This window comes from Streptomyces sp. NPDC057565 (assembly GCF_042801455.1).
Classification (GTDB): domain Bacteria; phylum Actinomycetota; class Actinomycetes; order Streptomycetales; family Streptomycetaceae; genus Streptomyces; species Streptomyces yanii.
In genome coordinates this window covers 136,909-150,155 of record NZ_JBHVFU010000006.1, presented here as the reverse complement: position 1 = coordinate 150,155, position 13,247 = coordinate 136,909, and the positions used below count along the sequence as shown (strand labels likewise).

Here is a 13,247-nt window from a genome sequence, read left to right as displayed (position 1 = left end):
CAGCCACCGGACCGACCGGACCCACAGGACCGACCGGACCCACGGGACCGACCGGAGCCACCGGAGCCACGGGACGGACCGGACCCACGGGGCCGACCGGACCCACGGGACCGACCGGAGCCACCGGAGCCGCTGGGCCGTGCATCTCCATCGACGCCTTCCAGACCGCGAACGAGAGGGAGGTCAAGGCCGTGCTGGCCCCCGACGGGACCGCGTTCGGGGCTTCTGTGGACTTCAACGTGGACCCGCAGTACACGTGGCAGGCCCTCCCCAGCGGCCCCGGGTCCGGCTACCCGCCCAACCCCTGTGGCATCTCGATCACCACGCACGCCAACTCCGTCAGGTTCGAGGTGGTCACCACCGACGGGGATGTCTTCGACCTCCAATGCCCGACGGTCGGGGGCGAACCTACGACGTTCAATTGCGCCGGCCAGACATGGGTACCGGCCGATGTACAGCCCCTCGGGACCCTGGCCGGCGCCGGCAAGCCGCCGCTCGTGAGCGAGGAGCCGATGACCGAAAGCCAGCAGTCCAGCTACCAGAACGCGATGGAGGAGCTGCTGAACAGCCTCGGCTCCAACGGGGGGATGAAGCCTGGCACGCAGGACGCAATCGAGAAGGGACTCTCGAAGAGCCAGTAGTGGTCCTGACCTCGTTGGGATCCCTCTGAAGTGTGCCGTGTCCGGGATCGTCCGGGCACGGCACACGTGCGTGCGCCGTGCGGCGCAGCCCACGTTCCGCCTGTGACCGGGTTGCCGGAGAGAATCGGCCGCTCCCGTTGCGTACTGGGATGCGCACTTCACCTGCCGTCCACTCAACTCGGCCTGGAATGTGGGTTTCCGCGAGCAGTCTGCATCCGTGAGACGCATCGTGGGAATCGTCCTGGCGGTGCTGCTGATCGGCGGAGTGGCAGTAGCCGTCGTAGCAGGCCGCGACAGCAAGGACACGAGCACGGCAACGAGGACCGTGCGTGGAGTGATCGGGTCGGAGAAGGCGGAGTTCTTCGCCGATCCCGATGTGGTGAAGGCCCTTGCTGCCAAGGGATTCACCGTGAAGGCGGAGACGTCCGGGTCCTGGGCCATGGACCGACTTCCCCTGAAGGGTTACGACTTCGCCTTCCCGAGCTCGAAGGCTCCGGCCGATGAGCTGCAGCGCAAGTCCCCCGTCAAGGGCGGCCCGCTCAGGCCCTTCTACTCGCCGCTCGTCGTCGTCGCGCACCGCGGCGCCGCGCAGGTGCTGGCGGACAACGGGCTGGCGACTCTGAGCGGCAGGTCCAGCGGGAAACTGCACATGGCTCCGTATCTGAAGGCCGCGAAGGCGGACCGGACCTGGCAGCAGCTGGGGGGTGCGGACGAACACGCCGAGTTGACCGGGACGGTGTTCATCACGAGCACCGATCCCGTCGCGTCCAACTCCGGCGCGCTCTACCTGGCCGCCGCCTCGTACGTCGCCGACGGCGGCCGGGTCGCCGCCGACGACGCCGCGATCGACCGCACCGCGCCGCTGCTGAAGAAGCTGATCCAGGTGCAGGGTGCGCAGCAGACCAGCAGTGACGCGCCGTTCCGGGACTTCATCAGCGGAGTCGGCAATCCGCTGGTCCTGGTGTACGAGTCGCAGGTCGCCTCGCTGCTGATGCAGAAGCAGCAACAGGAGCTCGGGGACCTGGTCGTCCTCTACCCGGACACCACCGTCTCCAGCGATCACACCCTCGTACCGCTGACCGCCCCGGGCCGGCAGCTCGGCGAGCTGCTCTCCACCGACCCCAAGCTGCGCAGGCTGGCCGTGCGGCACGGCTTCCGCCCCCAGGGCGCGGCGGCCGAGTTCACCGCCGCGACCGCCGGCCACTCCGACTACATCGACCAACAGCTGACCGGGATCCGCCAGGCGCCCGTGCCCACCGCCATGGTGCTGCGCGCGATGGCCCGCCGGACCCGCGGCTGATGACACACGCCTTCCGGGAGACCTCACCCATGACCGAAACCGAGCCGCAGCCGCTCGTCCTCACCCCGCCCGAGCCCGTCGCCCCCGTCCGTACCGAGCAGGCCGCCGGTCTCGTCCCGGTCGACGACTCCGTGCGCACGGAGATGACGCGACGCGCCACCGAGTACGTCGCCGGCCTTGCCGGGCTCGATGCCCGCTCGCCCGAGTTCACCACCAGGATCGGGGAGATCGCCGCCCTCGGGCAGGGCGACATCCGCAGCGCCGCCCAGCAGTCCAACCGGATGCTGGACCGCACGGTCCGTGAGCTCTCGGCCGGGTCGGGGGACGGGGACGCCCGGTCGAGGGTCGGTGCCTCGCTCGTCGAGCTGCGCCGCACCGTCGAGGACCTCGACCCGCGTGACACCCCCGGTCGCGGCGCCCGCCGGCTGCTGGCGAAGCTGCCCGGCGGCAACAGGCTGCGCGATCACGTCGCGAAGTACGCCTCCGCACAGTCCACCCTGAACAGGATCGTGGGCTCGCTCCGCGGCGGCCAGGACGAACTGCGCCGCGACAACGCCGCCCTGCACACCGAGCGCACCCGGCTCTGGGAGACGATGGGCAAGCTCCAGGAGTACGTGGTCCTCACCGAGGCCCTGGACGGCGCGGTCGAGGAGCGCATCCGGGCGACGGAAGCCGCCGACCCCGTGCAGGCGGACGCCCTGCGGGCCGATGTGCTGTTCCCCGTACGGCAGAAGCACCAGGATCTGCTGACCCAGCTCGCGGTCTGCGCGCAGGGGTACCTGGCGATGGATGTCGTACGCCGCAACAACGAGGAACTGATCAGGGGCGTCGACCGCGCCGCGACCACGACCGTCTCCGCGCTGCGGATCGCCGTGATGCTGGCATCGGCGCTGGAGAGCCAGCGCAAGGTGACCGAACAGGTGCAGGTGCTGCGCTCCACGACGGAGGATCTGATCCGCGGCAATGCGGAGATGCTCGCCACCCAGAGCGGGGAGATCCAGCGGATCGCCGCGGACCCGGCGGTGGGCGCGGAGACACTGCGGACGGCGTTCCAGCAGATCTACCGGACGCTGGACGCGATCGACACGTACAAGGTGCAGGCGACCGAATCCATGGCGGTGACGGTCGAGTCGTTGACAGCCGAACTCCAGCAGGCCGGAACCCACTTGGAGCGCAGCCGGACGGCGGGGGCCCTTGAGGGCGGCGGTCTCGGATGAAGGGCCGGCTCAGAAGGCTGCGCCGTCGGGTGTCGCGCAGGCTCGCCGCGCTGCTGGCCGCCGCGGTGCTCGTGCCGGTCGCCGCGTGCTCGGCGGCGGACGATCCCGCGGCGTCCGGGAAGAAGGACGACGGCGCGCCGCGGGCCGGCACGCTGCGCGTGCTGGCGTCCAGTGAACTGTCCGATATGAAACCGCTGTTGGAGCAGGCGCGGAAGGCCACCGGGATCACTGTGCGGCCCACCTGGACCGGGACGCTCGACGCCGTCCAGCAGCTCGGCTCCGGGAAGGCGGACGGGGCGTACGACGCGGTGTGGCTGTCGTCCAACGACTATCTGCGGCTCCACCCGGAGGCGGCGAAGCGGGTCACTTCCGAGACGCCGCTGATGGCATCGCCGGTCGCCCTCGGCGTCAAGCCGGCGGTGGTGAAGCGGCTGGGCTGGGACCCGTCGCGCGTCACCTGGTCGCAGGTGCACCGGGCGGTGGCCGACGGGGAGCTGACGTACGGAATGACGGATCCGGCGCGCTCCAACTCCGGTTTCGCCGCGCTTGTTTCGGTCGCTTCGGCGCTGTCGGGCGCCCAGTCCGCGCTGACCGACGCCGATGTCCGCAAGGCGAGCGGGAAGATGGAGGAGTTCTTCGGCGGGCAGCGGCTGACCTCCGGATCGTCCGGTTGGCTGGCCACCGCGTACGCCCGGCGGGGCACGGTCGACGCGCTGATCAACTACGAGTCCGTGCTGCTCTCCCTGGGCCGGGACAGTCGTACCGGGCTGACGGTGATCCGCCCGCGCGACGGTGTGGTGACGGCGGACTACCCGCTGAGCCTGCTCTCCGCCGCCTCGCCGGAGGCGAAGGACTCGGTGCGCGCCCTGACCTCGTACCTCCGCTCCCCCGCCGTGCAGCGGCAGCTGACCCGGGAGACGTTCCGCCGCCCGGTCGTCACGTCCGTGCGGCCCGCGGCGCCACTGGCCGCCGAGGCGCGACGTGAACTGCCCTTCCCCGGCTCGCGGTCCGTCGCGGACAAACTGGTCGACAGTTACGAGAACAAGCTCCGGCGCCCCTCGCGGACCGTGTACGTCCTGGACACGTCCGGGTCGATGAAGGGCGAGCGGCTGCGGAGGCTGAAGGCGGCGCTGACCGGGCTGACCGGGGACTTCCGGGAGCGCGAGGAGGTCACGCTGCTGCCGTTCGGGTCGTCGGTGAAGCGGGCGCGCACACATACGGTCGATCCCGCCGATCCGCGGGCGGGGCTTGCGGCGATCAAGGCGGACACCGCCGCCCTGACCGCGAGCGGCGAGACGGCGATCTTTTCGAGTCTGGAGTCCGCCTACGACCGGCTGGGTCCGGACACCGGGTCCGCGTTCACCTCGATCGTCCTGATGACGGACGGCGAGAACACGACGGGCGACTCGGCCGACGACTTCGCCGGCTTCTACCGTTCGCTCCCGGCTGCGCGCCGCGTCACCCCCGTCTTCCCGGTCGTCTTCGGAGACTCGGACCGTGCGGAGCTGGACGCGATCGCCTCCCTGACCGGTGGCCGGCTCTTCGACGCGACGAAGGACCAGGGGCCGGGCTCTCTGGACGGGGCCTTCGAGGAGATCCGTGGCTACCAGTAGAGCGCCGGGCCGGCTCCTGGCGTACATCGAGTCGCGCAAGAACCTCACCGGGAGCGCCTGCGGGATCGCCGGGCTCGCCCTCACCTTCACCGGGCTCGCGGGGGCGTACTGGCCCGTGGTGATCGTCGGGCTGTACGGCGCGGGTGCGCTGATCGCCCCGCCCGAGCGGCCGTCCGCCCCGGACTTCCCCGACCCGTCGTCCCAACTGGATTCGTTGCGGGCCGACTTCGTGACCCTGCGGGCGTATCTGGACGAGGTCGAGCTGCCGCCCGCCGCGTCCGGGCGGCTCGTCGAGCTGACGGAGCTGCTGGCGGGGCTGCTCGCACCCGGCTGGGTCTGCGAGGCCCTCGCCACCGACCCGGAAGGCATCCACGCCCTGTCGCGCGCCGTGCACCAGGACATCCCGGAGTCCGTGGACACGTATCTGCGGACCCGCTGGTGGACGCGGATCGCACCGGGCACCGAGCCGCCCGAGCGCCACCTCGAACAGCAGCTGTCGCTGCTGCACCGGGAGGCGGAGTCGCTGGTCGCGGGGTTGCGGGAGGCCGAGGCGCGTCGGCAGCAGACGCACACGCGGTACCTGGAGGACCGGGGCCGGGCACTCTGAGCCCCTTCGGACGGGCCGGGAGCCCCGGCCCGTCCGAAGGGAAGCCGCCCGACTACCGCCGGACGCGCACCGTCGCCGACGCCGTCGAGTCCGTGTGCAGAGCGTCGCCGGCGTAGCTCACCGTGTACGTCACCTCGCCGGTCGCCCCGGGCAGGTCGTTGATCCGGAACGTGCCGTCGGCGGCGACCGCCGCCGACGTCAGCGCGCCGGTGCCCTTCCGGTCGGTCCGTTCGACGGCGACGGTGATGCCGGACGGAAGCGCCCGCCCCTGGCCGGTGAGCTTTCCGGTGATCTCCACGCCGCCGGACTTCGTCGCCTCCGCCGGGGCGGTCAGCGTGATCGTCGTCGGCGCCTTGGCGACCGCGACGGTCAGGGCGATGTCCTCGGCCGGGCGGTGGGTGACGTCGCCGGTGAAGGAGACGGTGTACGTGGCGTCCCCGACCAGCGACGGCACGTCGAGGACGGTGAACGAACCCTCCGGGTCGACCTCGACGGGGGCGAGCTTCCGGTCGCCGTTGGCGTCGTGGCGTACCGCGGACACGTTGACCGGCTCGGCGGGGGCCGTCCCGTCGAGCTCCAACCGGCCGCGTATGCCCACGGGTTCGCCGACGACCGGCTGCCCCGGGGTGGTGGAGAGCGAGCCGGTGAACCGGGAGTCGTACTGGGCGGCCGGGGGCTGGATGACATGCAGCCAGTACTCGTTGCCGTACGTGTTGGTGGTGACCGCGAAGAGGCGCGACCCGTCCTTCGACCAGCCGAGCCCGCGCGGCGCGACCCGGTCCCCGTCGAGCACCCCGTCGAAGGCGAACTCCAGCGGCACCGTGCCGTCCGCCGGGTCCGCGGGCTGCACCAGCAGATCGGGCGTGGACCCGGTCGCGGCGGCGCCTCGCGCGAGGTACTTCCCGTCGCCACCGAAGGAGACGGCGGACGCCGTGGCGCCTTCGGGCAGCGGCTGGTACGCGGTCGCCGCGTCGGACAGGTCGGCGGCGTCCAGCAGCCGGGTGCCGTAGGAGGCGTCGGCGACGGCGATGCGCTTGCCGTCGGCGGACTGAGCCACGTCCTTCACGTCGAGCGCGCCCTGCCCGTCGCTGTCCGCGAACCGGCGCTCCGGACCGCGCACGAGCGTGTCCCCGCTCGCGTCGAACGTGGTGAGGAAGGGATTCGGCTCCGCCGTGCTGCGCGCCTGCGCCACGACGAGACGGTCCGGCGCCTCGGGACCGCTGGTCAGCCGCAGCCGGCCCGCGCCGTTCCAGCCGGTGTTGACGGACTGCGTGCCGCTCGTACCGTACAACCAGCTCTGGCGCGCGTCGCAGTCGGAGTAGTACGGGATCTCCGTGTGCCACTCCTTGCCGCCGGCGAAGGCGACATCGCGTGGGCAGCCCACGTCGTACGCGGTGAAGGTGAAGCCGGTGCGCGTCTGCGTCCGGGTGTCGAAGACGAGGATGCCGGACGACTGCGAGACGTAGAGCGTGCTGCTGTCCGCGCTGAGGGCCATCCCCGAAGGTGCCGTGCCGGTGAGCAGCGAACCGACCTTCTGCCCGTCGAAGTTGTAGACGAGGACCTCGCCCGCGCTGCGGTCCCTGCGGTCGTCCGTGACGTACACCCGCTCATGGACGGAGTCGACGACCAGGGCCGAGTACGAAGCGATCGGCAACTTGGCCACGGTGTCACCGGCCGCACCGCCGTCGGCCGCATGGGCGCCGGGTGCGGCGAGGGCGGTGAGGCCCACAGTGGTGAGCGTCAGTGCGGCCAGCGTCGCCGCCATGCGCCGGTAGTGCCGAGACGTGTTCAACTGAGTCCCCCACAGGCTCGGTTGGCCTCCGGACGGCTCGACCGAAGGCGATGTGGAGGGACATCAAAGCCATGTGAAGGTCTCGTGTGCAACCCTGCGGCGATGTGCGGATGTTCTCTATAAAAGGGGCGGGAAAGGGCGGCCCCCGGAACCGTGAGGGGATTCCGGGGGCCGTTCCGCGGCGGGCTGTTGACCCCACAGGTCAGGGCGGATGTCGGAAGACCCGGCCGCGGGGATCGAAAGGGGCGCGCTTCAGGAGTGCGCCCGGGTGGGCGACGCCTCGAAGGCGCCGCCCGGGGGCCTCAGCCCAGGCGCTGGACCAGCGCGCGGTACTCGTCCCACAGTTCCTTCGGCGTGTGGTCACCGAAGGTGTTGAGGTGCTCGGGGACCAGCGCCGCCTCCTCGCGCCAGACCTCCTTGTCGACCGTGAGCAGGAAGTCCAGGTCGGACTCGGAGAGGTCCAGGCCCTCGGTGTCCAGGGCGCCCTTGGCGGGCAGGATGCCGATCGGCGTCTCGACGCCCTCGGCCGTGCCCTCCAGGCGCTCGACGATCCACTTCAGAACACGGCTGTTCTCGCCGAAGCCCGGCCACACGAACTTGCCCGCGTCGTTCTTGCGGAACCAGTTCACGTAGTAGATCTTCGGGAGCTTCGCCTGGTCCTTGTCGGCGCCGACCTTGACCCAGTGGTTCATGTAGTCGCCCATGTTGTAGCCGCAGAACGGCAGCATGGCGAACGGGTCGCGGCGCAGCTCGCCGACCTTGCCCTCGGCGGCGGCGGTCTTCTCGGAGGCCACGTTGGCACCGAGGAAGACACCGTGCTGCCAGTCGAAGGACTCGGTGACCAGCGGTACGGCCGAGGCGCGGCGGCCACCGAAGAGGATGGCCGAGATCGGCACACCCTTCGGGTCCTCCCACTCGGGCGCGATGATCGGGCACTGGCCGGCCGGGACGGTGAAGCGGGCGTTGGGGTGGGCGGCGGGCGTTTCGGACTCGGGGGTCCAGTCGTTGCCCTTCCAGTCCGTGAGGTGCGCGGGAAGCTCCTCGGTCATGCCCTCCCACCACACGTCGCCGTCGTCGGTGAGCGCGACGTTCGTGAAGACGGAGTTGCCCCACATCGTCTTCATGGCGTTGGCGTTGGTGTGCTCGCCGGTGCCGGGGGCGACACCGAAGAATCCGGCCTCGGGGTTGATCGCGTAGAGACGACCGTCCTCGCCGAACCGCATCCAGGCGATGTCGTCGCCGATCGTCTCGACGGTCCAGCCGGAGATCGTGGGCTCCAGCATGGCGAGGTTGGTCTTGCCGCAGGCGCTCGGGAACGCGGCGGCGACGTACTTCGACTCACCCCGCGGCGGCGTGAGCTTGAGGATCAGCATGTGCTCGGCGAGCCAGCCCTCGTCGCGGGCCATGACCGAGGCGATGCGGAGCGCGTAGCACTTCTTGCCGAGCAGGGCGTTGCCGCCGTAGCCGGAGCCGTACGACCAGATCTCGCGGTCCTCGGGGAAGTGCGAGATGTACTTGGTGGAGTTGCACGGCCACGGAACGTCCTCCTGGCCCTCCTCCAGGGGTGCGCCCAGCGTGTGGACCGCCTTGACGAAGAAGCCGTCGGTGCCGAGCTCGTCGAGGACGGCCTGGCCCATGCGCGTCATGGTGCGCATCGAGACGGCGACGTACGCGGAGTCGGTGATCTCGACGCCGATCGCGGACAGCGGGGAGCCGACGGGGCCCATGCAGAACGGCACGACGTACATCGTGCGACCCCGCATGGAGCCGCGGAAGACACCCTTCTCACCGGTGAAGATCTCCCGCATCTCGGCGGGGGCCTTCCAGTGGTTCGTCGGGCCCGCGTCCTCCTCCTTCTCGGAGCAGATGAAGGTGCGGTCCTCGACGCGGGCGACATCGCTCGGGTCGGAGGCGGCGTAGTACGAGTTCGGGCGCTTGATCTCATCGAGCTTGGTGAACGTGCCCTTGGCCACGAGCTCCCCGCACAGGCGCTCGTACTCGGCTTCGGAACCGTCGCACCAGACCACACGGTCCGGCTCGGTGATGGCTGCGATCTCGTTCACCCAGGAGGCCAGCTCCTGGTGACGGGTGGGAACAGTGAGGGGAGCCGCGATGTCGCGCGCCACGATCGCTCCTTGTTGAGGGTGTCTTTGGGCAGTTGCCCCGTGGGGGCTGCGACCCGGATGCTTCGTAGCCGCTCATCCGGTGCCGACCATACTCATTTGATCATCCGACCGATTCGCCCATATGTCCAGAGGAGTGCCCACGTGAGCATCGCCACTCGCGTCTGCAACCTACGGTGGCGTAGGTAGCATGCGGTCATGACTGCTGCCGCCGCCGCGCCCGAACCAGCCGAGGTCGAACCAGCCGAGCCGGGCCCGGCCGAATCGGCGCCGGGCCCGGTGAAGCCGCGCATGCGCGGCTGGCTGCATGCCGGAATGTTCCCCGCGGTGCTGATCGCGGGGATTGTTCTGATTGCGCTCACGGACAGTATCCGCGGCCGGATCGCCTGCGGCATCTACATCGTGACCGCATGCCTGCTCTTCGGCGTGAGCGCGGTCTACCACCGCGGCACGTGGGGTCCGCGCGGCGAGGCGGTGCTGCGCCGGCTGGACCACGCCAACATCTTCCTGATCATCGCGGGCACGTACACGCCGCTGACCCTGCTGCTGCTCCCGGAATCGACCGGGCGTCCCCTGCTCTGGGCGGTCTGGGCGGCAGCCGCCGCCGGCATCGCCTTCCGGGTGTTCTGGGTCGGCGCCCCCCGCTGGCTGTACACCCCCTGCTACATAGCGATGGGCTGGGCGGCGGTCTTCTTCCTGCCCGATTTCATGCACACCGGCGGGATCGCGGTCCTGGTGCTGGTCGTCGTCGGCGGCCTGCTCTACAGCGCGGGCGGCGTCATCTACGGGATCAAGCGACCCAACCCGTCACCGCGGTGGTTCGGCTTCCACGAGGTCTTCCACTCACTGACCCTGGCGGCCTTCACCGTGCATTACGTCGGCATCTCGCTGGTGGCGTACAACCACGCCTGAGCGAACCTCCTCCCCGCCCTCCAGGGCCGCGGCTTCCGGGCCGCGGCCCTTTTGCACGGCGAGGCATCGTCGCCCGGCGCCCACCGCATCGATGGATCATCGGCGCCGCGTCGCCGGTGACCGCGCTGCTGGTGGGGGCACCTCTGACGGACGCCGGCCCGTCGCGGACCGGGGACGCCGACGTGGTCGCGGAGTCCGTCGATGCATGAGAATGGCAACCATGGCCGCCACCTCCCGTACCTCCTCCGCCACGCCCGTCGAGGCGCAGGCCCGGCCGGGGCTGCGCGAGCGCAAGAAGCTCAAGACCCGAATGGCGATACGCAGCGCCACGTACCGGCTGATCGCCGAACAGGGGTACGACGCGACGACGATCGAGCAGATTGCGGAGGCGGCGGAGGTGTCGCCGAGCACGGTGTTCCGGTACTTCGCGACCAAGGAGGACATCGTCCTCACCGACGAGTACGACCCCGTCATGGAAGCGGAGATGCGGAACCGTCCCCCGGACGAGCCGCCGCTGGAATCGCTGCGGTTCATCATGACGAAGGCGCTGACGGCGTTCCTCGCCACCGAGGAGGAGGAACTGCGCCGGCGCACCCGGCTGATGGTGGAGGTCCCCGCAGTCCGGGCACGCATATCGGAGGCCATGTCGGACACGGCGAAGATCCTGGCCCAGGTACTCGCCGACCGCAGCGGCCGCAGCGCCGACGACCTGGAGGTCCGGGTGTTCGTCGCCGCGGTGCTGGGGGCGCTGCGCGAGGCGACGTTGTACTGGGGCGAGCACGACCAGGAGGGCGACCTGATCGCGATGATCAACCGGGCCATGGACACACTCGAGGGCGGCCTGACGCTCTGACGCAAGCGGTGCGCCGGGCCGTCGGCCCTGGTGGGGGGAGACCGCGGACAGAGCGCCGGCCGGGCACCCACCGGGCTCCTCCCCGGGTCACCCCCCGAGCTTCCGCGCCAGCTCCCCCGCATCCGTGGTCGGCGCGTCGCACACAAAGTGCCGGCAGACGTACGCCGTCGGCGCCCCGCCCACCATCGGCCGGTCCACCAGCAGCGGAAACTCCGCGCCACCGGTCTCGCCCGCCGCGACCACCGCCCCCGGCGCCCGCCCCAGCAGTGCCGTACGGTGCAGTCCGCCGCCGACCGGGCCGGCGACCGCCACCTCGCGCGGGCCGTCGAGCAGCGCCTCGGCGACCGCGAGGCCCCACCCGATGAACCGCGGAACACGTGGCCCGAGCGCCTTCACCACCCCCAGCGCACTTTCCGCGGCCGCGCGATGGGCCTCGGATCCGGTGTGCGCGGCGTACGAGAGCAGCGCTCCGGCCGCCGCCGTCCAGCCCGCCGGAGTCGCGCTGTCGGTGGGGTCCTGCGGGCGGCGGATCAGCTGCTCGGCGTCGTCCGCCGTGTCGTACAGCTGCCCGCCCTCGCCGGTGAAGTGCTGCAGCACGATGTCGAGCAGGAAGCCGGCGAACTCCAGCCAGACACCCTCGCCGGTGACGGCGGCCAGCGCGAGGAAACCCTCCGCGACATCGCCGTAGTCCTCCAGGACCCCGGCGTTGTCACCCGCCCGGCCGTCCCTGGACGTCCGCGACAGCCGGGCGTTGTCGCCCATGTGGACCCGGACCAGCAGGTCCGCCGCCTCGGTGGCGCGTTCGATCAGGTCGGGCCGGTCGAAGTACGCCCCGGTCTCGGCGAGCGCGGCGATCGCCAGACCGTTCCAGGCCGCCACCACCTTGTCGTCCCGTCCGGGACGCGCCCGCTCCTCGCGCGCCGCGAGCAGCCGGGCCCGCACGTCGGCGGCCCGGTCCGGGTCCACCGCGTCGTCGGTGCGCGGCAGTTGGAGCACGGACGCACCCTCCTCGAAGGTGCCCGCCTCGGTCACCCCGAAGTACTCCGCGGCGAACGTGGCGTCCTGCTCTCCCAGCGCCTCGCGCAGCTGCGCGGGCGTCCACACGTAGTACGCGCCTTCCGCGTGGCTGCCGCCACCGTCCTCGCTGTCGGCGTCGAGCGCCGAGGCGAACCCGCCCTCCGTCGTCCGCAGTTCGCCCACGATGAAGTCGGCGGTCTCCAGCGCGACCCGGCGGGCCAGGTCGGAGCCCGTCGCCCGCCACAGATGCGCGTACACCCGGCAGAGCAGCGCATTGTCGTAGAGCATCTTCTCGAAATGCGGTACGACCCATTCCCGGTCCACCGAGTAGCGGGCGAAGCCGCCGGCGAGCTGGTCGTACATCCCGCCCCTGGCCATCGCCTCACAGGTGTCGGCGGCCATCTGGAGGGCGCCCTCGGCACCGGTGCGGGCGTGGTGGCGCAGCAGGAACTCGATCGTCATGGACGGCGGGAACTTCGGAGCACCGCCGAAGCCCGCGTACTTCTCGTCGTAATCCCTGGTCAGCCCGAGCAGCGCCTGCGAGAGCTCCTGCTCGCCGGGCAGCCCCTCCCCGCCGTGCGCCAGCGAGCGGCCTGCCAGGTCGTGCACGATGCGCCCGGCAACCTCGGCGACCTCGTCAGGACGTTCGGTCCAGGCGGCTACGACGCCTTCGAGAATCTGCCGGAAGGACGGCATGCCGTGACGGGGCTCAGGCGGGAAGTACGTACCGAAGTAGAAGGGCTCGGCGTCGGCGGTCAGGAAAACGGTCATCGGCCAGCCGCCCTGACCGGTCGCCGCCTGCACCGCCTCCATGTAGACGGCGTCGACGTCGGGCCGCTCCTCGCGGTCGACCTTCACCGGGACGAAGTGCGCGTTCAGATACGTCGCAAGCTCCGGGTCCTCGAACGATTCGTGCGCCATCACATGGCACCAATGACAGCTCGCATAGCCGACGCTGAGCAGCACCGGTACGCTCCGCCGACGCGCCTCCTCGAACGCCTCGGGCGACCACGGCCACCAGTCGACCGGGTTGTCCGCGTGCTGAAGGAGGTACGGGGAGGTGACCTGCGCGAGTCGATTGGACATGCCCCCATCCTTGCGCACGGGGCGGAGCCCCCCGCCGCACGCCACGGTCCGGGCACCGGACTCTCACCCGGCACCCCCCAACCGAT

General features: G+C 70.9%; 9 protein-coding genes and 1 pseudogene. 7 read left to right on the top strand and 3 right to left on the bottom strand.

What is annotated here, in order from left to right; genetic code table 11:
* From ACFU8W_RS15220 to ACFU8W_RS15200, 5 genes and pseudogenes are all read left to right on the top strand, one after another.
* Window positions 1-641: pseudogene (locus tag ACFU8W_RS15220) on the top strand (hypothetical protein); the annotation flags it as partial.
* A 190-nt stretch (window positions 642-831) separates the two neighbouring features.
* A complete protein-coding gene (locus ACFU8W_RS15215; RefSeq protein WP_384036532.1) occupies window positions 832-1,941 on the top strand; it encodes a hypothetical protein in 1,110 nt (369 codons plus the stop codon).
* A complete protein-coding gene (locus ACFU8W_RS15210; protein WP_384036529.1) occupies window positions 1,941-3,158 on the top strand; it encodes a toxic anion resistance protein in 1,218 nt (405 codons plus the stop codon). The genes ACFU8W_RS15215 and ACFU8W_RS15210 overlap by 1 nt, the downstream gene beginning before the upstream one ends.
* A complete protein-coding gene (locus ACFU8W_RS15205; protein ID WP_384036525.1) occupies window positions 3,155-4,771 on the top strand; it encodes a substrate-binding domain-containing protein in 1,617 nt (538 codons plus the stop codon). The genes ACFU8W_RS15210 and ACFU8W_RS15205 overlap by 4 nt, the downstream gene beginning before the upstream one ends.
* On the top strand, window positions 4,758-5,378 hold the full coding sequence (locus ACFU8W_RS15200) for a hypothetical protein (protein WP_384036522.1): 621 nt from the start codon (window positions 4,758-4,760) through the stop codon (window positions 5,376-5,378). Before ACFU8W_RS15205 ends, ACFU8W_RS15200 begins: the two co-directional genes overlap by 14 nt.
* A 52-nt stretch (window positions 5,379-5,430) precedes the next feature.
* Here ACFU8W_RS15200 and ACFU8W_RS15195 read toward each other — a convergent pair whose 3' ends face one another.
* On the bottom strand, window positions 5,431-7,170 hold the full coding sequence (locus ACFU8W_RS15195) for a YncE family protein (RefSeq protein ID WP_384036519.1): 1,740 nt from the start codon (window positions 7,168-7,170) through the stop codon (window positions 5,431-5,433).
* 302 nt (window positions 7,171-7,472) lie between these two features.
* On the bottom strand, window positions 7,473-9,296 hold the full coding sequence (locus ACFU8W_RS15190) for a phosphoenolpyruvate carboxykinase (GTP) (RefSeq protein WP_345515216.1): 1,824 nt from the start codon (window positions 9,294-9,296) through the stop codon (window positions 7,473-7,475).
* A gap of 195 nt (window positions 9,297-9,491) precedes the next feature.
* Between ACFU8W_RS15190 and ACFU8W_RS15185 the strand changes: the two genes are divergently transcribed.
* Entirely contained in the window at window positions 9,492-10,205 is a 714-nt protein-coding gene (locus ACFU8W_RS15185; RefSeq protein WP_384036515.1) for a hemolysin III family protein, read from the top strand.
* Window positions 10,206-10,425: 220 nt separating this feature from the next.
* The gene (locus ACFU8W_RS15180; protein WP_384036512.1) at window positions 10,426-11,058 is read left to right on the top strand and encodes a TetR/AcrR family transcriptional regulator; all 633 of its coding nucleotides are present in this window, start codon (window positions 10,426-10,428) and stop codon (window positions 11,056-11,058) included.
* 87 nt (window positions 11,059-11,145) lie between these two features.
* Here the strand turns inward: ACFU8W_RS15180 and ACFU8W_RS15175 are convergent, their stop codons facing one another.
* Window positions 11,146-13,161: a thioredoxin domain-containing protein gene (locus tag ACFU8W_RS15175; RefSeq protein ID WP_384036509.1), complete on the bottom strand. Its 2,016-nt coding sequence runs from the start codon at window positions 13,159-13,161 to the stop codon at window positions 11,146-11,148.
* Window positions 13,162-13,247: the final 86 nt, after the last annotated feature.